The sequence below is a fragment of the Affinundibacterium flavidum genome (assembly GCF_014284175.1).
Taxonomy (GTDB): Bacteria; Pseudomonadota; Gammaproteobacteria; order Burkholderiales; family Burkholderiaceae_D; genus Undibacterium; species Undibacterium flavidum.
On the sequence record NZ_JACOGA010000030.1, the window covers coordinates 1 to 26,136 of the forward strand.

Genomic DNA, 26,136 nt, shown 5'->3' on the forward strand with positions numbered 1-26,136 from the left:
AAACCTCCCATGGTGATTATTGGTGCCATGATGAGAAAACTCATTCATGTCGCATTTGGCGTACTAAAATCCGGCAAGCCTTTCGATTCAAGCTTGCATTCTGCTTGACTCGGATAACAGTATCTACCTGACTCCATTGACACTCGTGCTGGTGTTGCGCACCCCTATCGTGCGTTGCCATGACGCTTGTTACAAGTTCTTACTACTCGCCGTCAAAAGTTACTAAATACGCCGTGCATTTTGCCCATGCGGGATTTATGCTGAGCACTCATTTTGAATCTTCAATTCAATGAAAGTGCAATATGCCAAGTAAATTTCCCAAACTGTTAACGCTAGCTTCCGCCGCTATGCTATTGACCATCAGCGCTTGCAGTCATCAAACGAGAATCGTCGATCAAGCCGACTCTGCACCTGCGCCAGAGAGTCTCGCTACCGCTAGCCTGAACCGGCAAGTGACTTTGGTACCGACACAATTTTTCCAACAGGCGCAAGTTGATTCTTACGCCTTGCTAGAGCGCCTCACTTGGGGCGGCACTGGCACCAGCCTGGCGCAGCTTAAACAAGTCGGTGCAGATGCTTACCTGATTCAGCAATTGCAAGCGCGACAAGCACAATTACCTGCTGCGATTCAAGCGCAAATCGATGCGATGACGATTTCGCAAAAAAACTTTGTGTCGATGATGCATGAGCTCGATCAGCAGCGCGAAGCCTCAGCCAAGATGAAGGGTACCGATGATAGTTTGCGTAAAGCTTATCAACAAGAATTGACTCGCATTGCGCGTGAGGCAGCGACGCGTTCTACTCTGCGGGCAGTATATTCCTCGAATCAGTTATTTGAGCAAATGGACTGGTTTTGGATGAACCATTTCAATATCTCCAATCGCAAAGAAAATCTGCGTGCGATGTTAGGCGACTTTGAAGAGACGGCGATACGTCCGTATGCTTTGGGAAATTTCCGCGATCTGTTGCGTGCGACGATGTTGCATCCAGCGATGTTGCGCTATCTCGATAATGAACATAATGCGGTCAATAAAATTAATGAAAACTATGCACGTGAATTATTAGAGTTGCATACCATGGGTGTCGGCAGTGGCTACACGCAAATGGATGTGCAAGAGCTAGCTAGGGTGTTGACTGGTTTGGGCATCAACCTAAGAGCCGATAATGCGCGTCCGCGGGCTCGTCTGCAAGCGGGATATGGACGTTTGGGCTTGACGGAATTCAACCCTGCTCGCCATGATTTTGGTGACAAGCTAATTTTAGGTACGAAGGTCAGCGGCAAGGGTATCGCTGAACTGGATCAGATATTGAATTTGCTCACACGACAACCTGCGACGGCCAAATTCATCAGTCAAAAGTTGGCGCAATATTTTGTCACCGACGAACCATCGGAAGCCTTAGTGCAAGGCATGGCAACACAATTTTTGAAGACCGATGGTGATATTCCCAGTGTTCTGCAAACCATGTTTGAAAGCCAGGAATTTGTCGCTTCTTTAGGCAAAAAATTCAAAGACCCTATGCATTATGTTCTATCGTCAGTGCGTCTCGCGTATGCCGATAAGGCGATCACGAACACCGGACCGATACTCAACTGGATCAACACTTTGGGGCAGCAAGCGAATGGACACCAGACTCCTGACGGATACTCGCTGAAAGAGATGGCCTGGGCTAGCCCGGCACAAATGACGGCGCGTTTTGACGTGGCGAAATTGATCGCCCGTGGTGCACCGAATTTATTCAAAAACGATGAGCAAGAAACCAATGCAGAGCATCGTGAATTAGCTAAGACCAACCTCGCGCAAAACGATTACGTGAAATCGATGAGCAGTCGTTTTAGTACCAGTTCGCAAGAGGCTTTGAGCCAGTCATCCTCGGCACAGGAGTGGAACGTGTTTTTGCTGGCGAGCCCAGAAATGATGCGCCGTTAATTGTAAGACTTACACAAGGCAGACGCTGACCTTGTTGCCTTCGCCTCCGCGTCTAGTCAGCACAATTTTGCGTAAGTCCTCAATTGATTTCTATTATCTATTTTTTTCAGGCAGAAAATAATGAACCGTCGCACTCTACTCAAAACTTTCGCTGCATTGTCAGCCACGCCTTTTAGTACACAATTATTCGCAGCTCCCGCCACTCAACAACGATTCTTGTTGGTGTTTTTGCGCGGTGCTTACGATGCAAGCAACGTGGTGATTCCTACCTCTAGTAGTTTTTATTATGAATCCCGTCCGAATATCGCCATCGCCAAACCGGACGCTGATCCACATGCCGCTTTGGTATTGAATGCAGATTGGGGTTTGCATCCGGCACTACGCGACACTATTTATCCACTGTTTCAGGCCGGTGAAGCGGCCTTTATTCCATTCGCTGGAACTCACGATCTGTCGCGTAGTCATTTCGAGACGCAAGACAGCATAGAGATGGGGCAAGATCTTGGTGGCAGCAGAAATTTTCAATCTGGTTTTTTGAATCGCCTGGCGGCTCAATTGAATGCTGGTAGCGCGATGTCGTTTACCGATCAATTACCTATCATCATGCGTGGCGATACTAAGGTTGCGAATGTAGGTTTGCTCAAAGCCGGCAAGAATAGTTTGGACGATAGACAAAGCAAAATCATCGCGCAGATGTATGGCAATACCAAATTAGAGTCACAGGTAGAAAACGGATTCGCGGTGCGTGGCGAAGTCGTACAAAATATGAAAGCGGAAGACGCCGCCAGACAAACCATGAACGTCACCGCGGGGGCGAACAATGATGGCAACCGCGATGCGATTTCCAGTAAAGGTTTTGAATTGGAAGCGAAACGCATAGGCAAAATGATGCGCGATAAATATGCACTCGGCTTTATCGATATCGGTGGCTGGGATACGCACGTCAATCAAGGCGCTGCGACTGGCGTGTTGGCAAATAAATTGGAAGAACTCGGGCGCGGCCTAGCTGCCTACAAAACTGAGATGGGCAGCATGTGGAAGAACACCACGGTTGTTGTGATCAGCGAGTTTGGTCGCACCTTCCGCGAAAACGGCAAGCGCGGCACAGATCACGGTCATGGCAGCGCGTATTGGGTGTTGGGTGGTGGTGTAAAAGGTGGCAAGGTAGTCGGTGAACAGATTGCTTTAACGTCTGCGAGTTTATTTCAAAATCGTGATTATCCGGTTTTGAATGAATATCGCGCCGTGTTTGGCGGACTCTTTGCGCGCGCTTATGGTTTAAATTCTAAGCAACTCGATAGTATTTTTGCCGGTGTGCCGGGTCTGGATTTGGGCTTGCTCTAAACCTGAAGGTGAGTCGTTTTCATGATTATTGTCCGACAGTACTATTTGCACGCTGACTTGCCGACTCTGTAGCGAACTGCTATGTTGTTGAAAACAGTAATTTATTTTTTCAACTTGTTTTCCCAACCCAAAGGCTGATGATGTTGACACGCACCCTACAACAACTTGCGAGTGGCTTAAGCATGATTGCATTAACTACTTTAGGGCCTATCGCTTTGTCTGCATCTGCCCAAACTTCCTTGCCGCTAGAAGTGGCTGATCAACATCCCTTGGTCAAAGCATTTAAGCCTTGTGTCAGTGCGGTCGGTTTGGAGCGTGATTTGCCATTGGCAAATCCGGTTCCAGACTTGAGTGGTCCCGGGCATTTGTATCAGCTCAATGATGTTGGTCGTATTCGTGATGGCTATCGTCACTCTTTGTATGTTAGTGAAAATGGCAAGCAGATTTACATCGTACAAATTGGTGGCTTTGCAGGTACCAAAAAAATATTTGGTCCGCTAAACCCCAAGTTGCATTGCCATAGCAGCGTGAAAAAACCTAAAAAAACCTAAGTGTCAAAAAAAACGGCAACCAGTGCGTGGTTGCCGCTAAAAATGAAGTGAGAGTCTGAGGTCAGTGCTTTAATACTTTCACTGTCTTGTTCACTTTGGAGGCTTCTATATACGCAATGGCTCCAGGTGTGCTAGCTACAAATTTTAAAATCTCTTCATCGCTTGTCAATTCTTTTGGCGGCTTCGCTCCGCCCGTAAAAATCTGTCGAGCCCATTGCGCTTTGAGTTGCGAGGGGTTTTTTTTCAATAAGCGATTGCCAAACTCTTCGCGTACCGGACCTTCCTTTTGATCTATAGGAGTTGCCTCTGTTCCATTTGAAAAAGTCTTGGTTTGTCCTAAAAAGATCTTTGCGATTTGTTCTTCATCAATGGTCGCCGTATTCGCTGGATTAACGATCACAACAACATCGACCGCCATCGCGGATGACATCGCGCCGAGGTAGGCGCAACACATAGCTAAAACGAGCAAAGTTTTTTTGAACATCCTGCCGCAGGAAAAATTCATGATATTTCTCCCTTAGAAAGTAAAGTCGTAAGAAACCGTTGCCAGTTTGCGCGTATTGTCTGTGCCATTGAGAAAGTCCCAGCGACTACGATCTAGCTGTAACTTCAAAGCACTACTATCGCTTAATTGATAGCGCAAACTAATTCCGATATTTCTATCAATTTCTTCCGCCGCACCGCTTGAACCATAGGCATTTAGGCGACTGATCGTGAGCATCGGTAAGAACTCGCCGAAACGATATCCTGCACCGATCAGATAGCCACGATAACTGCCACGTGCCGGAGACGCGTTTACCCGTGAAAATTCGCTGCGCACAATGAGATTGTCTTTATCGACATTCATTGACAATGACGAATAGGTCTGCGGTGAAGATTTACCAAATACCAGCGGGTCAGGTGAAAATTGCACCATACCCGTCGGCCCCATACTTAAACGCCGTTGTTTGGATTTGTTGACTGCCGCGCGTAGCGTGAACCAGTCACGATTGAGTTCCAGGTCGACTCCATACATATTGTCCCACTCGACATCGACACGGCTTGGATCACCAAGTTTGGCAATTGGCACTTCTTTTGAATGCTCTTGACCGAAATAAGCGCTCGACTTAACTGCCCAGCCACCGATGTCATCGCGAAAGGTGAGATTGGCACCGTTATAATTGACTACCGGCCAACCATAAACATCGGGCGGCACGCGCGCCCAGTTATAGGCAAACGCGACATCTTGGAAGTCAGAATAAAAGAAGAGAGGCAGACGTTTACGGCCAACTTGTAAAGTCCACTTTGGGCTGAGGTTGTAGCTGAAAAAGGCCTGTTCTATCACCAATTCAGGATCGCCCGCGGCGTGTCTTGCCATCAGTTGACCAGTAAAAGAAAAGTTATCGCTAAAGTTAGCGATTCCTTGTAAGCCAAAGCGAGACTCGGGCGCTATCGACCAACGACTTTCATATACGCTACCATGCGAATAGTCAGCAATATAGCAAGGACACTTCCACTTATTATTGTCCGGGAAGCCCGTCTCCAGACCTGTCGCACTAAATACCTTGCCGGCGCTGATATTGCCGAATCCTGAATAACTAAAGTCTATCGCCTGACTCGCACTATGGAGCCCTGCAAGACTTAGTAAAACCAATAGACGACGCACCTTCACTGCTTTCAACCTGCTCATTTTTGATCCTCCTTGAAGTGAGAACTGCAAAATTCTGAGAAATTGATGGAGTCTGGATGTCAGGGCTCCGATGTGTGTTTGCGATACCAGTATAGGCGCGCCCAAGTCAGCAATCGGATTCTGATCCTAGTTTTTGTCGGGTAAGATGTGGAAAAGCAACGCAATTGCCGTTTTTTCATTTCGCTTCGCACAGTTCAATAAAAAATGACATGATAAAACCACTTTCAAGAAAAATAAGTGCGCATCGGCAGAAGCTATATAAGCTACTCAGCTTTATTGCGGACATGAAAGAGCGATATTCCAGTAAGATAATGGCGCTATATTTCTCGCAATTCAGAACCTCTTATTTATTATGTCAGTCGCAACTTCGCCTCTGTTGATTTTTCGTCGTGCCGATAGCAATGATGCTGCGGCTTTGGCTGCGCTTGCCGAACAAACCTTTATTGACACCTATGCCGCGCAAAATGACCCCGAGCAAATACGTGTACATTGCGCGCGTAACTTTGGGCTAGAGCAGCAAGGTGCGGAAATTGTTGATCCCGATTACGCGGTGATCCTAGCGTATTGTGATCAGGACTTGGTCGGTTTCGCCCAAGTCGTCAATAAGCCCGCGCCCGAATCAATCAATACGAATAATGCCGTAGCGTTATACCGCTATTACGTCTCGCAGGCTTGGCACGGTAAAGGCATCGCCCTGCCTTTATTGGCAGAAGCAGAAAAAGCCGCACGCACTTTCGGTGCTGATTATTTGTGGCTAGGCATGTGGGAACATAATGCGCGTGCCTTGGCCTACTATCAAAAAGTCGGCTTTCAACATGTGGGCTGGATGGATTACGAATTCGGTGGTGTTCTCGAACGTGATTACGTGTTGCTCAAGCGCTTGTAATTTCACACGCATTCATGAATTCCAGCAAACTTAAGAGCTATTCCGCATTTTCAATCATCGATAAATTGGACAGACACAAAAGCGCCCAAAGGCGCTCGTCCTGCCACATATTCATCGCGACTTAACACTATCACGATAGCATCGACTATGGGGTTGTAACACAAGGCCATGGCGCGTTCGCTGGCAGAATGTAGGGGCATGTACATGAGATTTCCAGCAGGATCTAATGTCTGCTCAGCGTCCGCAAAGTAAGCACGAAACCCTTCAGACAGGTATTGTTGCCAACATTCTTGCGCTGCTTTGTGTGCATGCAAGTCTCCCACAAATAGGCAAACTGGGATGCGTCCATTATCTTGCAGTAGATAATCAAGATAGGTGTCAATATGGCGCAGAGAAATTTCACCTCCACCCAATAAGGGGGAATAATTAATCTCGTTCAGAATCGCCTGATTGCTATACCAAGGCTGCGTAATATCGGCTGAAATAATGTCGACACCAGCCACCTCCAATCCGAACAGACGTGCCGCCAAAATAGCAATTCGCGTATTCTCAGGATGTATGCTCAGACTTACATCTTCATCTATACCGCCCCATTCGGTGGACTCGATAGGCCGCAATGGCACTATGCAATTGAATTCCAAAATAGAGTCCGGCTGATACCCTGCATTTTGTATCGATTCCAGAGCAATTGCATCTAGGCTTGGAAACGGAGGAGCATTCCAGACGGGACTATTTTGTTGATCAGCCTGCGCCTGTTCGATTAATTCATGTACGGTTTTTACTCCATCACCTTTCACTGAAATCGGCCAGCGCTTCACGGCATACAATAGTTGATCACCTAAAATAAAGAGGCGATGACAAACGCCGTTCACCTGTTTTTCTACCAAAATTTCGCCACTTTGTGATTGTTGTTGCGCTAATTCGAATGCACGCAAAGCGCTCGCATCATCATGGATATTGACGCTGACGCCCACACCGCCTTCTCTATCATTCGGTTTGATCACCAAGGGCCAACCGAGATGACGACAAGCATCTGCCAACTCTTGCTGTCGTTTTATCTTTAGGTGATTCGCCGCGGGCAATCCTGCAGAAAGCAATATTTGCGCTATCGCCGTTTTGCTGTGAGAAAGGCGTGCGCCTATGGCTGAGTCTTGGTCGGTGCTACTGCGATCGAGCCGCCGCGCGCGACTTCCCCACCCCAGTTGATAAATACCGGTGCTCAAATGCATAAAGGGAATATCACGTGCATACGCTTTGCGTAACACTGGAAAGCTTGATTTGCCGACTTTCAATTGCATACGTAGTGGCGTGATAAACGATTCGCGGAGTCGACCAAAAATCAATCTGGCATTCTCATCGTTGAACTCAGTTCTGGTGAACTTGTTGCAGGTTTCTATCGCCGCTGAAATACTCATTTGGTAAAGCTTGGTAGGGATATGTTCAACCAAAGGTAAAGCAACCAGCGCTTGCCATTTTGTGCGCTCAGGATTGATAGGCGCATAGCGCATGATTGCCGGTGAATCAAAAGCGGGCAGGCGACATAGTTGCAAGAGTTGCTGCGTACAGAGCAAAATACGCGCTAACCATGCCTGTGGGGCAGTATTTGAATCTGAATTTGAGTCAGTATTTGATTCCGCATTCGCTTCAACAATATGGGCGATATTTGCCTGCAATTGATCGATTTCGATATCGAGAAAACTCGTCAGCCATTGGTCGCTCAGCGTAAAGTCAAGTACGGCAGGAATTTGAAAATTTGTTTCTATCAATTTACTACGCTGTTTACCCCGGATCTCGGTCTTGGCATTCATGATTTGTGGTTTAGTGGCTTAGTGGCTTAGCGATATTGCTGCGATATTAGATTGGCGCTGTATTTGACTGGTACTGCTTTTGACGCTCTGCGCTCGGTACTCTGTGCGAGACAGTCAGTGTCCAATGTCAAACTTCAAGAATACCTGATTTGATGTTTCTTACCCAAGACGTTTTTTAACGGTGCTCGCTAGATTTATATCTTAGTTTATTGATGATTGAGTGGTAAGAAAATCACCCGCCAGCGATAGATAATTGCTGTCGCTTAGTAAGGCCAGCGAGCGCCTTACCATACGACCATGCGATTAATTCTTGTAGATAGTCATCGGGAACCTGGCGTACGTCCACAATGGTAACCCAGTGAAATCGCCCCATATAGCGAGCCGGTTTGATGCCTGGCATGTCGGTTAATTCTAAAAAGCGTTCCGGCGTAGTACGTATGCTAAATCGCCATTGCTCTGGTTCACTGGTTTTGAAGTAGGCAAAATGTTTGCCCCCGACTGAGTAAGTGAGGATGTTACTAGGCTCGCCCACTAGTTCGGAGGTCGCTGCTCCATAGCTTTGGCAATGTTTTTTGACGGCCTTGATGTCCATGTGGTTTGCCTTATAGTGAGAATTACTTCAGATTGATCTCTTAGGATCGCTTGTAACAGAACCTCTTACAAATTGATATATGGTAGGGTTTCTAGTACCGACAAATAAGATGTGGATGTTTCCAATAAGTGCGTGATGTTGGGATGGGGTTCAGACCACAGTTTCTCATAAATCACTTCACCGTCAACATGCGGTGCAAACGGTAATGCCTCTAGCGGCGGGGAAAAATCAGACCGCAGGCCAGCTTTCAAACCTCGCGGATCGATACGGTACCAACCATAGTCATTTAAGAAGACCGCGTTTAATCCATGCAAATAGAAAGATGTTTTAAGCTCGCCAAAGGCAATTCTCTGATACACCAAAGCAGTAGGAATGCCATTCGCCCTAAGTAAGGCCGCCAATAAATGACTCTTGGCAAAACAAAAGCCCGTGCCTTCTTTCAATACCTCAGAGGCTTTGCAAGTGACAGGATTGCGCTGGTAATCGAGGCTATGTTGTATCTCGTCACGTACAAATTCAAAACTTGCTTTCACTAGCGCAGTTTCATTTACATAGTCACGCGCCAATTGTGCGGCCTTTTGACGAATGCCATCAGATTCCCAATCTATGTATGTGCTTGATTCTAAAAATTCTTGCATGGCTCAGTGATTGTAATGGTGAATGAGATACCAGAATAATGGGCTTTGTTTTGAGAATGGCGAATCTGCCATTCTTGTAGTTTATCGCTATCGACTCCTAGTAGCATTTCCGTCCCAGTCATAGCATGTACGCAATAGACCGACGACATGATAGACAGGTGTGACCTTCCATAGTGAATAGTAGAAAGCTAGCAGGTGTATCAAAGCTACAGCTAACATCAGTCCATAAATAGAAAAATTTGTTGCTATCTATTGTGCTCCATTTTTTGTCAACATCAGGTGATGCAGTCCGCCAGACGTTTTCAAACATTACGCTCCATGACTATGTTGGCTCTAGAATAAATTGGATGAGGGCCTTCGGATACGGTTTGAAACTCAAATTTCTTATACAGATGAATGGCGGCTTCTAGTTTGGTGTTGGATACTAGATAGACTTTTTTAGCCTGTATGCTTTTGAGTTTAGCCAAGCAGTGTTCCATCAAATGCTTGCTATAAGACTTGCCCTGATGCGCGGGTGAAACGGCCATCCTGGCTAGTTCGTAGACACCGTCACCTTCATTGAATAAAGCACACACGCCTAAGACTTCATTATCCGATATGAGAAAAAACAGAAAGCCGCCGTTGTCGACGACTTGATACGGATTTGCCGCTAATTTTTTATCTGTTTCTTCGATCTTAAAATAGTGACTTATCCATTCTTCATTAAGGCGAATGAAATCTTGTAAATGGTCTTTGGAGTTTTCTATGATTTTGATCATGGTTTTTTGTATTGTTGAATGGCTAGGCGTTTGACTAAGTCGGTCAGTATAGTACGTGTGATGAGCGTGAGTGCGATCATGCTAAAGAGCACACATGGGCACATCTGAGTAATATAAACAATTTTTGAAAAGAATGGTGGCGGGCGGAAGTGAAAATAAATTTTTACATACGTGCACATAGGTATGATCGCAGCCACAGAACTGATATTCAGACAGCAATTACCTTGATTGGTGTCTGCGATGCGGATTTCGTTTTATAGTCAATGTCTTCGATAAGCACGGTTAGGTGATTTTAAGAGTAGTTTTTGACTTTCTGCATTAGCGAAAGCAGATAAGATGTTGCCATACGGTGAGTCTTTGAAATATTTTGAATTGAATAAACTACTTGCACTTTCCTCGCAATGCAGAAACTGTTAGGGCGGGGATGATAAGTAGTCCCTTTAGCGAATCTAAGCCTAATTTGCTACTAGTACCTTTTTCTAAACAGCCAGGAATCACCGCATTTTCAGCTGCGTTTTGAAATTCATCGTATTTGTTTAATCGTGTGGCGTGTAATGCGATGCCTTTACGACTTGCCATCTTTTGAATGTCTGAGTGCGAATCTTGATATGCTGCCCATACAGCTTTTGATTTAGCATGCGTTGTTAAAGTTGCGCGTTCAACATGTGATGCTTGATTCGTGTCTTGCATCAAATCCATATCGTGATCTATACGGACGCTCGACGATGAAATAGTTTCCGCTATTGAAGGAGCCGGTAATTGATTTTTTTCTGATGCCGTTTTTGGCTTTATTGAATTACTTTTTTCAGATATTAATTGTTTTTTCCTGGCTGTAAGTGTCGCTGTATTTGCAGGCGCTGTTATCGATCTGGGTGCGGAGATAAATAGGAGTCTAGATTGAGCAATCATTTTTGTCGGACTGGGAAAAGGTTTCGTGATCGATAAAGCCAGAGCCAATAAACCTGGTATTAAAAGTGCGAAAAAAGTAGAGCCTAGTTGTTGAGATATACTGTGTGAAAAACGAAAATGATCTTGCAAATCTGATTCTCCTGTCGATGACATCTTACCTAAGAAATTCTCGGAATTATTATAGGATGATTACTCAATACTGACACTTAATTCCGTCTTACCTATCGGCAGATTACCAGTAAAATATCTGGCGGTGATGCGTATCAGGAGCGTAGGTGCGACTAGCGACAGCGTAATCGCACGAATGGAAACAGACTGGTAATATGAACAAAGTTCAAACGCACGAAAATTTACGGATGGAATTCGGCCTCCACATGTTTGCGATTACGCGTACGTTAATCGCACCTACCGTGAAAATAGTGCCGCGTAATCGAAAATTAAGTAGTTTAAAAAATTGACTAATCAAAAAATGCTAACTCACATCCGCCATTTCATTCTGATAGTTCTCTTAAATACGATATCGCTTAGTGCTATTTCTCAAGAACGCTTGCCATGTCAATGGGGAAATATTGATGTCACCGATCCGGCATGTGAACGCCCTCAAGTTATCTTAAAAAATTATCGGAACGCATCCACTTATGCGGAGCATCAATCGCTCATGACGGCCTTAAATCAATTGCGTAACGATGATTTTCAGCGTCAGATTGCGGCAAAAAGAAAGGTTGAGCTGTATGACCCATTTATCGACGAAGCCCTGATGGCTTGGCTTGACTGGTATCAGGCCGCCTTCACAGCACGTACGGAGAATCGCCAATTGCTCGACAGTGAAGTATGGCGTAGTGTCATACAACTAGCGCATCGCGATCCTTATGCAGCTATTCGCCGTCTTAATAAAACCAGCTTATCGACAAATGAGAATGACAGCGCATTAAGTTTGTTATTAACCGGAATGCTGATGAATCGATTGAATATTCTGGCGGAAGCTGCAAATTATGCATCTTTTGATATCAAAACAAATGATAAAGATGAGCAAAAAAGATCTCAAAGATTTAGTAACTATGTTGAACAGCACAAATTGGATTTCAACACTGGAGAAACCTGCTACGGTGGAAATTATACTGGACGTCATTTTGCAGCGATTGTAAAGCAATACCCACAATCGAGTTATGCACAAGGTGCAGCATATTTAGCTATGAGTATTACCCCCTGTGGCGAATGCGAAGGGGATTTTGCTTGTTATCTCAGCAAAGGCTTGGCACCGACCAAAGAATTCTTACAGAAATATCCTCAATCAACTTACGTACCAATGCTATTAAAGCGCGCACAAAATCTGATCAACGGTCAATTTATCGCTAAAGAAGCACAAGCTGATTACCTGACTAAAAATGATCCTAAAAGTGGTGAATATACCGTCTCCGATGTCGTCAAGGTATTAATCGATTTTGAAAACGACTTAAAACATATCGCCCCCAGCGAACTTATTGACATGAAATTCTTATTGGCTGACCTATATGTTAAGTTAAAACAATACGGTAATGCGAAGCGCGTCATGAACTGGCTAACAGAATACGCGCCAGATTCTGTCAAATTAAGTCAACTTCGCCAGTCACTGCACACAGGTGCCATCATTAAACGTCTGGAAGATGTAAAACAAATAGCTGAGCGAAAAAAGAAACTGATGCAAAATTATTGGTCACAAAAATGTGAACTAGATAAATCTTGGCTAGGGCAGGAAGGAATTGATTGTCAAGAAGTGAGGTTGAATCGATAGTTCTGATAAATCGCGTTCGTAGGGGCATTATTCTAATCACTTGAGCTTGAGCAGCACAGCCGAGACTAAAACCAATACAGCGCATAACGCAACATCACACATACAATATCCACTGCAACAAAATCGCTCTTAAAGCCGATTCTTTTCTCACGAAATCGTCTGCATCCAATAACACCACACTCGCTCTGTCTGTCGCCAGCCATTTCAGCAAATGCTGAGGATCATCTATCTGCACGCCGCCTTCTGGTAAGGTTTTAATCTTGGCGCCAAGGTGCAGGATGATGCCTAGGCCTTGTTTTTCGCGCAGGTTGATGGTGGCGAAATACTCGTGGGTACGAAAGCTCGGTGCATTCCATTTGATGCCTTCAGCGACGTTAATCGATAACGACAAAAATAGACCTCGCAAAGACTCGATCATATCTTTGTGCGGATGTTGAAAGCTCAGCATAAAAGTATTCACGGCTGCGCTCGTATCATTCACTGTCTGATGCTTGATTTTACCCATGACACTTAATTCCTGGCACTTAATTCCCCTATGTCTTAGATCATCATTTCTCTTGTCAAAAAATGCGTCAATCTAAGTAAACAAAATTTATTTGGCTTCAATACTTTTCTAATACTTAATTCTGCCCTAGTCAGCGCCAGATTCCCAGCATGATCTTTCTCGATAGTAGGGATGTGATATTTAGCGGATGCCAGATTTTTCTTGTTTCAGAAATTGATAATCGTATTGCCGTTATGGATTTTATGCGTGATGTTATAAAAGAACGTCGCGACGCCATTCTTGAATTGCCTTGATGACCCATGCACCGTCGTCTAAGGGTAAATCATGCCCGGCGTGCTCATGTATCTTTATGTCCGCGCGCCATTTTTCAGCTAGGGTCTGCGAACAATGCACGTCAACTAATTGGTCGAGCCGACTGGCTAATAATAAGATCGCTGTATTGGGGGTTTGTTCGGGCGCTTGAAATTGCGATGCCGCGCGTAACTGGCGCAGAATATTGCGACGTTTGATCGGGCACTCACGTGCATAGTGTATCCATTCATCAACGATGGCGCGGGTGCTTGCTGGATCGTGCATCTGACTGGTGAGTTGGAAAACCAGCGCTTCACGATGGTGGGTATTTCCAAATGTTAAGGTTCGCAATAAACGTGGATAGTTTTGGGGGCGTAGGCGTTGATAAAATGGATTATGGGGCGCTAGACTGGTGTTGATTAAGACCATAGCGTTAAGATCACTGGGGTGCCGTTCTGCCCACGCCACTGCTACCATAGCGCCAAGTGAAATTGCCATGACATGGTAAGGTGGTGAGTAAGCTTTTGCCAGCAATTGTTGACGACAATATTCGGCCATTTCAGGAATCGTCGCGAGACTGGATTGTTCGTAAAGCGCACCATTGCCAGGAAAATCAATGCAAACAATATCGGCATCTCCAGCCAGCTTTTGTAACTGATGAGGGAAAGCACCCCAATGGCGCGATTCGCGCATCAAGCCTCGTAATAAAACCCAGGTCGTCATCGTGCTTGTCTCATGTACGATACCAGCGCGCAACGGCTTGCTCTTGTAAGCGACAGCGCTGCGGTCCCGTACTAAGCCAATTCTGATAGCCGCAACTCGCTCTGACGAGAAAATCTAACCAAGACGCATGACGCCGCAATACCCGATGCAGACGATGTTCTGCGGTGGGATTGAACATCCCGTGGCGCGAGAATAATTGACGAGGGTTTTTTTTCACCCACAGCCATGAGCCCATTTCTAAAGTTAAAGGTAGAAAAGTAGTTGCGACTTTCGGCGAAGAAGTTGTTATTAACTCTTGATGCTGTAGATAAAGATAGTCCCAGATATCGCCGTGGGTTTTATATTGCAGGCTTTGTGGTTCGAACAGGTAACGGTGATGTGGATGCGTTTCTTGAAATAATTCTTCAAGGCGTAAAATATCTGCTAAATGTGGAATAGGGTGTTGACTATGTGCATGCGGAAACCAGACTCTATCGACCAGGCCAAAACCAGAATGACAATCGATTGCTATACTAAATTGACGATGTAAGAGCTCTTTCTTAACCACACTGCAAAGTGCCTGATTTTCGATTTCCATGTCGTTACCAATGGCACCTCGATACCATGGCAGGCGTGGACTTATCCGATGACCACCTAGAAGAAATGGAACCTTACCATGGGCTTCGATCGGCGCATTGCGCATCAGGTCAACCCCATTTGGATTAGCGCGCGTGGATTTCCACATGCCACCAGGGTTGACCAATGGCATAAACACTAAGCGTACATGTTGCAAGAGTTGTTGGAGACTTTTATCCCATGCCAGCTGCAATAGCAAACCACGCAAAAAACTGAGCAATACTTGGGTGCCAATTCTCTCTAAGCCATGAATCCCACCAAAAAAACCTATCGCAGGAAGATCGGGATCAGGATTGCCGAGCGCTAGTTGATAAACAGGAAAACGTTTATGCCTGACGTGAACATCGCACACGACGTTGACCTCGAGATGGTTTTTCCCGATGTGTATCAGACGTTCAAGTTCTAGTAATTCTGGGAGTGCAGGCATATTCGATACAGACTTTCAGAAACATGCGAGACGGACAGCTAAGATAGCGTTTAAGTCAGACATGCTAGTGCAGTCATCCGGTGAAAGCAAGAAGTAGCCGGCAGTATGTTGGTGTAATAGGCTTTAATCGGCATTAATAGGCATCAATAGGCATTTTCACCACTGATCTAAAGTGGAATTCAAACGCGACATGGCTTCCAAAAAAATAGACTAATCCAGTAAGGATTGGAGCGTTCACTCTAACAAAGGTCATTAATAAGTAATAATCAATTCATAGTATTAAGAGCTTCTCTCCTCAGGAACTCTCTATGAAAAATCAGCACACCCGCCGCCAATTTATTCGTCATTTTGCCACCTCGACCGCCGTAGCTTCCACGGCCCTTGCGCTGACTGCCTGTGGTGGTGCTGGCATTGCGCCTGTCTACGCCAGTTTTGAACATGGCATTGCCAGCGGTGATCCCTTGAGTGACCGCGTCATTATTTGGACCCGAGTCACGCCTTCGCTTAACTATGATGGCAGAGATTTTGAAATAACTTGGCAAGTTGCCAGCGATGAGCAATTTTCTAAAATCGTGAAGTCCGGCAATGTCGTGACAAATGCTAGCCGCGATTTTACTGTGAAGATAGATGTCACGGGTTTGAGCCCGAATACTGTCTATTTTTATCGTTTCAATTTTGATAGCCGCATTTCGCCAGTGGGTCGAACTAAGACTCTGCCCGTTGGCAATGTCCAGCAAGTGAAATTGGCGGTTCTTACTTGCTCAAATTATCCAGCTGGCTATTTTCATGTGTATGCGGAGGTCGCGAAACTCACGGATATCGATGCGGTAATACATCTTGGCGATTACATTTATGAATATCCACGAGACGGTTACGCTTCTCAAGATGCTGCGAATCTGAATCGACTAGTGGAGCCAAAGACGGAAATCATTACCTTGACAGATTATCGCAGCCGCTATGCGATTTATCGTGGCGATAGTGACCTGCAAGCGGTGCATGCGAAATTACCATTTATTACGGTATGGGACGATCATGAGTTTGCGAATGATACCTGGACGGGTGGCGCAGAAAATCACGATCCGGCGACTGAAGGGCCGTTTAGCGCCCGCCGCGCCGCGGCACTGCAAGCCTATCATGAATGGATGCCGATTCGTTTGCCGGATGCCAGCAAAAATGATCGCATTTATCGCTCATTTGATTTTGGCAATTTGGCCTCATTGCACATGTTGGACACGCGTTTGATCGGCCGTGATAAACAACTTTCCTATGCCAACTATATTGACGCAAGTGGAAGTTTCGATGCCGTCAAATTTAGCACAGACATGAGTAATCCTGCTCGCCAGTTGATGGGAGCAGAACAGACAACTTGGCTGCAATCTCAACTCAGCAAATCGAGCGCAGTCTGGCAAATTATAGGGCAACAAGTATTGATGGCGAGAATGAATATTCCTGCGCCTTTGGTATTGGGAAAAATTAATTTTTCTGATTACAGCGCACTCCTTGGTAAAGCCCAGCTCGCACCAGCTTCATTGACGGCTGCTGAGAAAGCGATACTGGCTCAGCCAGCGATTCCTTATAACCTCGATGCCTGGGATGGATACGTAGTTGCGCGTGAAACGCTATTTGCGACGGCAAAGGCTTTGGATAAAAATTTCATTGCGCTGGCTGGAGATACGCACAATACCTGGGCCAGTGACCTCAACGATATGAGTGGCAATGCGATAGGTGTTGAGTTCGGCGTGACCTCGGTGACATCGCCTGGTTTTGAAGAGATATTTGCAAAGGAAGACCCTGCTAAAGTGGCTGCAGGTTTGGAGCAAATCATTGAACCCTTGGTCTACGCGGACACTAAGAGTCGTGGCTTTATGATCGTCACGGCAACACCAACGGAAACTCGTGCTGAATGGCGTTATGTGAGTACGGTGAAATCAAAAACTTATACCATGCTCAGTGGAAAAAGTTTGAAGGTTTTACCTGGAAAAGCGAATCGCAAATTGCTGCCAATCTGATGTTATTTATGTGCCCTGGGGAAATCATAAAATATCGTGCGATAGGTATTTTTCAGTATGTAGTTGCTTACTGTGCACTTGGGAATACTCAGATACATAAACTATCAACTTGGCCATCAACTTAGTCATACCATGAGTGCTAAACCTGCGCAAAAACTACGTGGTTTAGCACTCATGTATGTGAATTGTATGAGCAATTTATACCGCCCAAGCTCATCAAAAAATATGGTCAGAGCGAACTATTCTATCGCCACTTTCAATTCAGTTTTACCCAGTGCCAAATTTCCCGCAAAATCTTTCGCGATAATGCGGATACGATACTCACCAGCTGCCAGATCTTTGATGTTCCAAAAATTGATGATCGCGTGACCATCGTGAATTTCGTTGGTGAGGTTGTAGAGAAATTTGGTGGTCGCATTGCCGTGCACAGTGATGCCGCTGTTTTCTGCGTAGGCGACTTTGACAGCTTCTTCGTCGGCGGGCAGGTGGTTGAAGCGTATGCTCATTTTTGGTTTTTCAAAACCTGCCAAAGGCGTGCCATCGGCTTGTAGGATTTGGTAGCCGAGCTCATAGAGACCGAGGCGACGACGTGCCATATTGCCGTCGGCTTGATCAAAGGCATCGACGATGATGCTGACTTGTTCTAAGGACTTGGATAATTTGATGACTGTCGATTGAGGGGTGACAGGCTCTGCAACTGGTTTTTTGCCTTTGCTATTTTTCGCCAATTTGCGGGATGCGGCTGCGGGTGCTTTGCCGAGTATTTTGCCATCCTTATCTGCAATATCAATGCGCGTGATTTGTGGTGCGACGCTATCTTGAAATCCGATGAAATTCAATGTAAGCGGATTCACCACATCACCTTGCGGCGCGTAATTTAGATGCACGTGATACATGCTATTGACCGTGCCTATAGTTTCACCAACATGGAAGCGGGTACCACGACGCACGCGCACTTGCTGCAATTTTCCTTGTGCGTCTTTAATGAATTGAAATTTTTGTGGGTCTAGCGGCGCTTCTTTTATATTACGGCCGACCTTCATGTGAATATACGAGAGCTTATTCACACGCATACCTTCATTGATGGTCGTCGCTGCCCAGGCGGGTACGGGTGAGCTGACTTTTTCTTCTTTGATCACGACAACGGCATCGCCCATCGCCGCTTGCATATCGACGCCGCGGTGGAAATGATCGCGACTTTCACCATCATAATTGCCGCGCACTTCGCCTATGGTGCCGACCACTTCATGCGGCTTATCTTGCGGCAGCAAAGGCCAGAGGGATGGCTGCAGGATAGGCGCTATCGGCTCGACTAGTCTGACTGGTCTTGGTGTTTGCACCTCAGTATCGCGTACGCCTTTGTGCTTGATCTGGTGCAGCATATTTTTGGCATTGTCACTGACGATCAGATTGCCCTGCGCATTCACTGCGAGTCCAACTGGGTTGCTCATACGCGGGCTAGTGTCATCGCCTGGGATGATGTCGATATCCACACCCGTCAGGCCACGGTTTTTGCCATCGGGCGCAATTTGCAAAATTCTGCCGTGCGAGAGTTCGCCGACATAGAGATAATCGTCATGCGTGATTGCCAGACCAACAGGGCGGCGCAACAAGGCATCAAAATCTTTAGGATCACTCGTGATCAAGGTACTGACTTGACCATCGACGCTAATTTTGCGGATCGCATTATTGCGCGTGTCGGCCACGAAAATTTCACCCAAACTGTTTACGGCCAGATTACTCGGCGTATCGAATAAAGCCGCGCCGCCAGCGCCATCGAGTAAGCCGGGCTGATTGCCACCAGCGATCGTTTGCACTTGTCCATCCGGCAGAATCACGCGGATCTTGTCATTGTAGGTGTCGGCGACATATACCTTGCCGTCTTTGCCGACTGCGACGCCGATAGGTGCATTAAAATGCGCTTGAGCTGCAGCGCCATCACGAAATCCCGCTTGCCCATTGCCCGCGATGGTGGAGACTTTACCGTTCGGTTCGATTTTTCGAATCACATGATTGCCAGTATCAGCGACGTAGAGATTACCGTTTTTATCTATCGCTAAACCAGATGGAGTATTAAATTTGGCGGCAGTGATCTTATTGTCTTTAAGTTCGCTATCCAGATAACCTTCTTCGCCACCCGCAAAGACCGTGGCGACACCTGCCTTGTTGATTTTCAAAATGCGGTTATGTTCGCCCGCGTCAGCGAGGTAGAGATTGCCTTGCTGATCCATGACGACACCAAACGGATCGCTGAAAGTAGGGTCAGGCAGTATCGCCGTATTGTTGGGCGCTTCAAAGTACGCGCTATCGGTGAACAGCGAAACCTCCGCTTCCCAATCAAAACTGGTCGCTAGTGGTTTTTTTTTCAAAAGCGGGAGAGCAGGGCGCGTTGCTTCGGGTTGCAACCACCAATACGCAGAAAACGATAAACCAGAAACGATCAGGGCGGTAGACAGAATCAAAACAGAACGACGTTGCATGAGTGAGCGAGAAAAAACGGTAGACGGGACGCGCAGCATAACAAGTTCAGTGTAACTTGCAAGCCTTGCCCGTGTTTACTTTGGCGGTAACTGTGCCAGATTCTGCGCCAGAATCGCAGAAATCTGAGCAAAGCGGGGCGACAGACAACTATAGATATATTTAAATTAAACTTCTTGGCATAATCACTGTCTTAGTTGCTCTCGCTGCTCGCAGCACATGAAGCCATCGTTAAGTTCATCCCTATCGGACAATTACTATGAAAAAAATGAACCGTGTATTGATCAAACGCCCAGCCAGTACCTTTGTTCTGGCGCAACCGCGCGTGCTGGCATTGGCCTTAGCCGCTGCCTTCAGTGGAATCGCCTTTGCGCAAAATCCAACCACCAATGTTGATAAATCCGTACCGACCTTCTTCAACGGCCAAGCGCAAATCGTGACTGGTTTCCAAGATAAGACCAAATGGATCAAGCAAGAGTTGTGGGTAGAGACCGAATTCGATAGTGATGGTGACGGCAAAAAAGATCGCGTGCATGTCGATGTCACACGCCCTTTCCAAACCGATACCGAAGGCTTGAAAGTCGCGGTGGTGTATGAATCTTCTCCGTATTTTGCGGGCACGATGAAGAATCAAAAAATGTGGGACGTGAAGCACAAACTCGGTGAAGCATCGCCAGCGCGCCCCGTGAATGAACAGGCAAAATTTATCCCTGTACGCCCAGAAATTTCCAGAACAGAAATTGATACCTGGCTGCCCCGCGGCTTCGCCGTAGTGCATTCTGAAGCACCTGGCACAGGATTATCACAAGGCTGTCCAACCGTGGGCGGCGCACCAGAAGAGCTTGCACCGAAGGCCGTGATTGATTGGCTCAATGGACGCGCCAAAGGCTATACCACGCTCGATGGCAATGTCGAAGTGCAAGCCACTTGGGCAACGGGCAAAGTTGGTATGACAGGCACGTCTTACAATGGCACGATTCCATTGGCGGCAGCAACTACGGGTGTTGCCGGCTTAGAAGCGATTATTCCGATTGCACCGAATACTTCCTATTACCACTACTATCGCAGCAATGGACTGGTGCGTCATCCGGGCGGCTATCTGGGCGAAGACATCGATCAATTGTATGACTTCATCTACAGCGGCGCGCCAGAGAAACGCGACTACTGCAATGCCACCATACGCGATGGCCTATATCCAGCAAAGTTTGACCGCAAGCACGGTGACTACAATGATTTTTGGGCGGAACGCGATTTGCTGACCAAGATCAAAGGCGTGAAAGCCGCAACCTTACTCGCACATGGTCAGCAAGACTGGAACGTCGTGCCTGAGCATACGATTCGCATCTATGACGCGCTCAAAAAGCAGGGTGTAGCTACGCAACTGTATCTGCATCAAGGCGGTCACGGCGGCGGCACACCACCGCTGGAAATGCGTAATCGCTGGTTCTCGCATTATCTGTACGGTATCGACAACGGCGTAGAACGCGATGCGCGTGCCATGATCGTACGTGAAAACGCCGAACGCGGTACGCCGCCAACCCCGTATCTGGATTACCCGAATCCTGAAGCGGCCAACGTCAATGTGTACTTAGGCGCTGGCGGTAATAAAGCAGGTAGTTTGAGTACGAAAGCGGCGGCCAAAGCCACGACAGAAAAACTCATCGACGATGTGCAATACAAAGGTGGCGTCTTAGCCAACGCCGAGCAATCACCACATCGCCTACTGTATGCAACGCCAGAACTCAGCGAAGCTTTGCATCTATCAGGCACACCAACGATTAAAATCCGCGTCGCCGCAAATAAACCTGCCGCCAATTTATCGGTCTGGCTAGTCACGCTGCCATTCGATGACAAAGTCGTCGGCTCTAATGGACAAGTCGGTGTCGTTACACGTGGTTGGGCCGATCCACAAAATTATCGTTCACTGACCAAGCCCGGCAACTACGATTCAAAGTTACCCGGCACGCCTTTAGTCCCTGGCAAATTTGTTGATCTGACCTTTGATTTACAACCTATGGACAGAGTCATTCCGGCAGGCAAACGACTGGCACTCATGATCATGTCCAGCGACCAGGATTTCACTTTGTGGCCGAAAGCTGGGACTGAGCTTAGCGTTGATTTGAAGCAGACGAATTTAGTGTTGCCTGTGGTGGGCGGTGCGGATGCTTTGAAAAAAGGTTTGGGAAATTAGTCGAACGCCCGTTTTACTCCTTCCCCCTATCAATTTTATGGGGAAGGTCGGGATGGTGATGGGTTTCAGTTGAATAATGGATGATATTCATCGTTCAATTGAAACCTATCCCACCTAAACCGTCGCTTGAAGTGGCGAGAACTTAATGTCGATTGAGCTTATTTACGTATCTGTGGCGACTCATTAACCGGCACAATATGAACTACGCTCGCAACGCCAAATCCACCAAAAAGCAAGGTTTGAGTCTCTAATGTAGCTCGCAGCGTATAGCCTTTTTCCTGCAATTCCCATGGAGATACGGACCACAGTTTCTCCTTTTCGCTCGCAGAAATATACAGCAAGGGTGCTCCGTCTATCCTAATTGGCGCATTGCCAAGCAAGCTTTCTAAAAATCCACGATTGCTAAGCTCTAATTCGACAAATTTGTACTGCACATTTCCCGTGAAAATTAAATTCGACTTTGGATAAGGAATACGATAGATCGCAAAAGAAATTGCGAGCCAAAAGCAGGGTACGAAGCTTAAGCTTAAATTGTATTGGCAATCTTTATAGTCTTTAGGTGTTCCATCAAATCGTTTATTTTGAGTTTGACACCTATTTTTTGTTTCTGTTTTTTCATGTCCTCAAGTGTCAATCGTATTTCTGCCTCAGTTGGCCGTAATGGAACTAGTGCCCTAGCTAATACAGGAATAATTTGTTTTCTCATAAAACGTCGACCTGCTGTTAGAAACTGCCAAGCTAACAAAATGACGCTAAGTGCCACAAAAAACAATAGACTTTCCTCCGCGTATTGTGGGAAGTTATTTTGTACGAACCCAGGAATAATCATAAAAAATATTATTACCCCCAACATAGAAAACCCCGTCTCCTTATCAATTTGAATGTTGGCGTATTGTCGTTCCACTTTTGGAGCAAGCAAAGCAAAGGGTAAAAAGATTAAATCTTGTCGCTCAGATCTGCTAAATAAATTAGGAGTGTTTCTAATTTTTTCTTCTAACTCTAGCCGTTCTGCGATGTCGGTCGTCAGAGCGGGGTAGGTCTGACGTTGAAGATCATTAAGTGATGTAGTCTTTTTACAGAATGACGCATATTTATTCGCATCTGCATTAAATGTCGTTTGACAGTTTTCGCATGTGCGCTCATAACCAATAAGATCGCCTTCGCCAACAGAAATGTAATAAATATGCCCGGCAAGGCCAACTCGTCTTAGCAAGAAACCTTTTATGCTGCGACACATCGGGCAAAAGTCAGCAACAAAACCAATTTTTCGATATACGTGTTTCTTACCCCAGACAATAAACATGTTTAATCCCAATTTTTCTACTACTCGTTGAATAAAATACTTACCGCCAAATGAAGCCAAACTCAATGGTTTAATCTACCTTTGGTATCGAATACTAAGTTGGACGTCGGCTTAACCACATGCGTCAAGCAAGGATTCAAAGTAGGCATAGTTGAAATCGTCAATACCAAAAAAACTCTTCATTTCAGATCTCGGAACGACAAAGTTCACTTGAAAGTTCCATGAGGGTAAAGGCTTTTTTTGAAATAGTTGAAACCCACTAGTCCCTACTTCGGTCACACTCTCAATCTTCACGGTTAAGTCTTTTTTTGTGTATTTAGAATGTACATCGAATTTACTAATGGGGCGACTATCATACTCACCATCACCAGGATGCCCCAACGGACCGCGCGAAAAGTTGCCTACTTTTGTTCCTGATATGGAATAGTGAAAACCAGCTTTCATCGCCTCGCTTTGGAATTCACGTAACATGAAAATACCGAATGGATGAAGGGTCAGTCTTTTATCTGACAAGTGTTCTCCATCTGTTCCGCGAATTAACAATTCATGGTTGGGCGAAGTAAAGAAAACAGAAACAAGTTCACTCTCAACGACACATTAATTTTGATAGAACCACGAAATTCGTTGCGATTTGACATTGATATCCCTGACTTTTTGACACTCAACGGTTGCGTTGATCAGTTGTGAAGCTCTCGGTGTCGAACGTAATGATATGCGTCATTACCTATGTCCTGCCATTTCTATCTGATACGAATGAGATGATCAAACATTCATGTGGGGCGGGTGCAACCCGCGCTGTGCTTGAGCTTATGCAATATTTTTTGATTATTTGAATCGAAATTAAAGCAGCTCTTGGCAATCCTCAGACAATTGTCGACCCGGGTTTCACCCGCCTTACATGGATGGCTCCGCGTTGAAATCCCAGCAAGCGCGGTTTTCGTATTGCGCATGCTGTCAAGTAGGTTTTTCGACATCCGTTCGCTATGTTGTTTTCAAGTTTTTCTTTATACGGCTCAGCCGAAACATGGCAGCCACAGGAATATACCAACCAAGAATGATTGGGTTAAGGATAAGTGCAGCAAACCAAACCCGCCAAGCTCTATGCGTTTGCAATTTCGCTTCATAAAGTACGCATTGAATTCTATATACAGCCCCAATTAGAAGAAAATAGCCGAGGGTAAGTATACCAATGCAGGTCATCCATAATTCTGGTGCCAGATTTACTACTCGAAATAAGTTACACCAGAATAAAATCAATGAAACAGAATATGCCGCGAAGCAAATACGTAAAAATAGCAGAGCTCCACCTAATCGCAATTCAGACCAAGTTTGAGGAAGTGGCTTCACTAGTCTTATAGATTTGATGCCCTGGGCTTTCGCTTCTACTAAAACATCGGTCAATGTCCTTGGAGATTCCATATTTCCATCCATTTATCGTTATTCAAGAATTACAGGTTTAACGTTTAATTAAATATCGCGACAAAACGTCAAATAACAATTTAACGTGACGCATAACACTTCCCATCAAACTTCTCGAAACCCTCATGAATAGATACTTTTAGAAACATATGACAGATTTTACGGCGCTAAAAATTTCTCAAAAGAGTTACTTACTAAGACTATTCATTTTATCAAGTATTCTCGATGCGTCAAACTAAATCTATTAAATCGCCGTCTATATAAGTCTTCGTTGTACCAATTCGATACGACGAAGAATTGGTAACCTGTAATTGCGCGTTATCATAAACTTTCAAAAGTACGCACGCCCCATGTCGTAGAAGTCATGTAGAGCGGGTGCTACTAACCGAAACCTCTGGGATACGGTGTACAAAAGTGACGTCAATTTTTTAAATTCCCGAGCGATTATCGGCGCGGGTTGCACCCGCCTTACATGGCTGAACTTCGTGTTGATTTGAAGCAGACCTCTGTGGTATTGCCTGTGTTGGGTGGGGCGGACGCTTTGAAAAAAGGTTTGGGAAATTAATAGAACGCTCGTTTTACTCCTTCCCCTATCAAATTTATGGGGAAGGTCGGGATGGTGATGGGTTTCAGTTAAATAATGGATGATATTCATCGTTCAATTGAAACCTATCCCACCTAAACCGTCGCTTGAAGTGGCGAGAACTTAATGTCGATTGAGCTTATTTACGTATCTGTGGCGACTCATTCACCGGCACAATATGAACTACGCTCGCAACGCCAAATTCGCCAAAAAGCAAAGTTTGAGTCTCTAACGTAGCTCGCAGTGTATAGCCCTTTTTCTGCAATTCCCATGGAGATACGGACCACAGTTTCTCCTTTTCACTCGCAGCAATATAGAGCAAGGGTGCTCCGTCTATCCTAATTGGCGCATTGCCAAGCAAGCTTTCTAAAAATCCACGATTGCTAAGCTCTAATTCGACAAATTTGTACTGCACATTTCCCGTGAAAATTAAATTCGACTTTGGATAAGGAATACGATAGATCGCAAAAGAAATTACGAACCAAAAGCATGGTGTTAAGCTTAAACAAAGAATCGAATACTTGAGGTATTTACGCATAGATTTTTTGCTCATAGCTTAGTTCAATAATGTAGATACAACCCGTGTTGTCGTTGAAGGTAGCAACAGACTATGTGTGTGGTGCGCACGGCGCACCCTTGTATTATGAATGAAGAGTCGGTATTTTCACGGACTCGATGTTTTAACAGTTTTTGATAGGCATATCAGAAACGAGCAACTGGATGCCGTGCGCACCCTTT

At 45.7% G+C, this 26,136-nt stretch carries 23 protein-coding genes and 1 pseudogene; 8 read left to right on the top strand and 16 right to left on the bottom strand.

Annotated elements, in window-relative coordinates; translation table 11 throughout:
- From H8K55_RS20670 to H8K55_RS20685, 4 genes and pseudogenes are all read left to right on the top strand, one after another.
- Window positions 1-108: pseudogene (locus tag H8K55_RS20670) on the top strand (IS110 family transposase); the annotation flags it as partial.
- A gap of 194 nt (window positions 109-302) precedes the next feature.
- Complete coding sequence (locus tag H8K55_RS20675) at window positions 303-1,928, top strand: DUF1800 domain-containing protein (RefSeq protein ID WP_186944073.1); 1,626 nt, start codon at window positions 303-305, stop codon at window positions 1,926-1,928.
- A 120-nt stretch (window positions 1,929-2,048) separates the two neighbouring features.
- Window positions 2,049-3,272 carry a DUF1501 domain-containing protein gene (locus tag H8K55_RS20680; RefSeq protein WP_186944075.1) on the top strand — a complete coding sequence of 408 codons (1,224 nt, stop codon included), beginning with the start codon at window positions 2,049-2,051 and terminating at the stop codon, window positions 3,270-3,272.
- A 140-nt stretch (window positions 3,273-3,412) separates the two neighbouring features.
- The gene (locus H8K55_RS20685) at window positions 3,413-3,823 is read left to right on the top strand and encodes a hypothetical protein (RefSeq protein WP_186944077.1); all 411 of its coding nucleotides are present in this window, start codon (window positions 3,413-3,415) and stop codon (window positions 3,821-3,823) included.
- A 61-nt stretch (window positions 3,824-3,884) separates the two neighbouring features.
- On the opposite strand, the gene H8K55_RS20690 is transcribed toward H8K55_RS20685, so the two are convergent.
- Both H8K55_RS20690 and H8K55_RS20695 read right to left on the bottom strand, forming a co-directional pair.
- Window positions 3,885-4,328: a type 2 periplasmic-binding domain-containing protein gene (locus H8K55_RS20690; protein WP_230408744.1), complete on the bottom strand. Its 444-nt coding sequence runs from the start codon at window positions 4,326-4,328 to the stop codon at window positions 3,885-3,887.
- Between the two features lie 12 nt (window positions 4,329-4,340).
- The gene (locus H8K55_RS20695; protein WP_186944079.1) at window positions 4,341-5,492 is read right to left on the bottom strand and encodes a porin family protein; all 1,152 of its coding nucleotides are present in this window, start codon (window positions 5,490-5,492) and stop codon (window positions 4,341-4,343) included.
- 352 nt (window positions 5,493-5,844) lie between these two features.
- Between H8K55_RS20695 and H8K55_RS20700 the strand changes: the two genes are divergently transcribed.
- Complete coding sequence (locus H8K55_RS20700) at window positions 5,845-6,378, top strand: GNAT family N-acetyltransferase (RefSeq protein ID WP_186944080.1); 534 nt, start codon at window positions 5,845-5,847, stop codon at window positions 6,376-6,378.
- Between the two features lie 50 nt (window positions 6,379-6,428).
- Here H8K55_RS20700 and H8K55_RS20705 read toward each other — a convergent pair whose 3' ends face one another.
- The 5 genes from H8K55_RS20705 to H8K55_RS20725 form a co-directional block, all read right to left on the bottom strand.
- Window positions 6,429-8,186 (bottom strand): ATP-binding protein, encoded by a 1,758-nt coding sequence (locus H8K55_RS20705; RefSeq protein ID WP_186944082.1) that lies wholly within the window; start codon window positions 8,184-8,186, stop codon window positions 6,429-6,431.
- A 232-nt stretch (window positions 8,187-8,418) separates the two neighbouring features.
- A complete protein-coding gene (locus H8K55_RS20710) occupies window positions 8,419-8,778 on the bottom strand; it encodes an MmcQ/YjbR family DNA-binding protein (RefSeq protein WP_186944084.1) in 360 nt (119 codons plus the stop codon).
- 65 nt (window positions 8,779-8,843) lie between these two features.
- Window positions 8,844-9,416, bottom strand: coding sequence for a transglutaminase-like domain-containing protein (locus H8K55_RS20715; protein WP_186944086.1), 573 nt, complete (start codon window positions 9,414-9,416; stop codon window positions 8,844-8,846).
- Window positions 9,417-9,718: 302 nt separating this feature from the next.
- Window positions 9,719-10,174, bottom strand: a complete 456-nt coding sequence (locus H8K55_RS20720) for a GNAT family N-acetyltransferase (protein WP_186944088.1) — start codon at window positions 10,172-10,174, stop codon at window positions 9,719-9,721.
- 381 nt (window positions 10,175-10,555) lie between these two features.
- Complete coding sequence (locus H8K55_RS20725; protein ID WP_186944090.1) at window positions 10,556-11,212, bottom strand: hypothetical protein; 657 nt, start codon at window positions 11,210-11,212, stop codon at window positions 10,556-10,558.
- Between the two features lie 325 nt (window positions 11,213-11,537).
- Between H8K55_RS20725 and H8K55_RS20730 the strand changes: the two genes are divergently transcribed.
- Complete coding sequence (locus tag H8K55_RS20730; RefSeq protein ID WP_186944092.1) at window positions 11,538-12,854, top strand: tol-pal system YbgF family protein; 1,317 nt, start codon at window positions 11,538-11,540, stop codon at window positions 12,852-12,854.
- A 94-nt stretch (window positions 12,855-12,948) separates the two neighbouring features.
- Here H8K55_RS20730 and H8K55_RS20735 read toward each other — a convergent pair whose 3' ends face one another.
- The 3 genes from H8K55_RS20735 to H8K55_RS20745 form a co-directional block, all read right to left on the bottom strand.
- Entirely contained in the window at window positions 12,949-13,359 is a 411-nt protein-coding gene (locus tag H8K55_RS20735) for a DUF1801 domain-containing protein (RefSeq protein ID WP_186944094.1), read from the bottom strand.
- Between the two features lie 252 nt (window positions 13,360-13,611).
- Window positions 13,612-14,373, bottom strand: a complete 762-nt coding sequence (locus H8K55_RS20740) for an alpha/beta fold hydrolase (RefSeq protein WP_186944096.1) — start codon at window positions 14,371-14,373, stop codon at window positions 13,612-13,614.
- Window positions 14,374-14,383: 10 nt separating this feature from the next.
- Window positions 14,384-15,415 (bottom strand): M14 family zinc carboxypeptidase, encoded by a 1,032-nt coding sequence (locus tag H8K55_RS20745; RefSeq protein WP_186944098.1) that lies wholly within the window; start codon window positions 15,413-15,415, stop codon window positions 14,384-14,386.
- Window positions 15,416-15,723: 308 nt separating this feature from the next.
- Between H8K55_RS20745 and H8K55_RS20750 the strand changes: the two genes are divergently transcribed.
- Window positions 15,724-17,424 carry an alkaline phosphatase D family protein gene (locus tag H8K55_RS20750; protein ID WP_186944100.1) on the top strand — a complete coding sequence of 567 codons (1,701 nt, stop codon included), beginning with the start codon at window positions 15,724-15,726 and terminating at the stop codon, window positions 17,422-17,424.
- 239 nt (window positions 17,425-17,663) lie between these two features.
- On the opposite strand, the gene H8K55_RS20755 is transcribed toward H8K55_RS20750, so the two are convergent.
- A complete protein-coding gene (locus tag H8K55_RS20755) occupies window positions 17,664-19,904 on the bottom strand; it encodes an NHL repeat-containing protein (RefSeq protein ID WP_186944102.1) in 2,241 nt (746 codons plus the stop codon).
- A gap of 257 nt (window positions 19,905-20,161) precedes the next feature.
- Between H8K55_RS20755 and H8K55_RS20760 the strand changes: the two genes are divergently transcribed.
- Window positions 20,162-22,093 (top strand): Xaa-Pro dipeptidyl-peptidase, encoded by a 1,932-nt coding sequence (locus H8K55_RS20760; RefSeq protein ID WP_222612565.1) that lies wholly within the window; start codon window positions 20,162-20,164, stop codon window positions 22,091-22,093.
- Between the two features lie 158 nt (window positions 22,094-22,251).
- Here the strand turns inward: H8K55_RS20760 and H8K55_RS20765 are convergent, their stop codons facing one another.
- The 5 genes from H8K55_RS20765 to H8K55_RS20785 form a co-directional block, all read right to left on the bottom strand.
- A complete protein-coding gene (locus H8K55_RS20765) occupies window positions 22,252-22,527 on the bottom strand; it encodes a hypothetical protein (protein ID WP_186944104.1) in 276 nt (91 codons plus the stop codon).
- Between the two features lie 92 nt (window positions 22,528-22,619).
- The gene (locus H8K55_RS20770) at window positions 22,620-23,462 is read right to left on the bottom strand and encodes a hypothetical protein (RefSeq protein WP_186944106.1); all 843 of its coding nucleotides are present in this window, start codon (window positions 23,460-23,462) and stop codon (window positions 22,620-22,622) included.
- 45 nt (window positions 23,463-23,507) lie between these two features.
- The gene (locus H8K55_RS20775) at window positions 23,508-23,909 is read right to left on the bottom strand and encodes a hypothetical protein (RefSeq protein WP_186944108.1); all 402 of its coding nucleotides are present in this window, start codon (window positions 23,907-23,909) and stop codon (window positions 23,508-23,510) included.
- A 468-nt stretch (window positions 23,910-24,377) separates the two neighbouring features.
- A complete protein-coding gene (locus H8K55_RS20780) occupies window positions 24,378-24,827 on the bottom strand; it encodes a hypothetical protein (RefSeq protein ID WP_186944110.1) in 450 nt (149 codons plus the stop codon).
- A gap of 710 nt (window positions 24,828-25,537) precedes the next feature.
- Window positions 25,538-25,951 (bottom strand): hypothetical protein, encoded by a 414-nt coding sequence (locus H8K55_RS20785; RefSeq protein WP_186944112.1) that lies wholly within the window; start codon window positions 25,949-25,951, stop codon window positions 25,538-25,540.
- Between the last annotated feature and the right edge of the window lie 185 nt (window positions 25,952-26,136).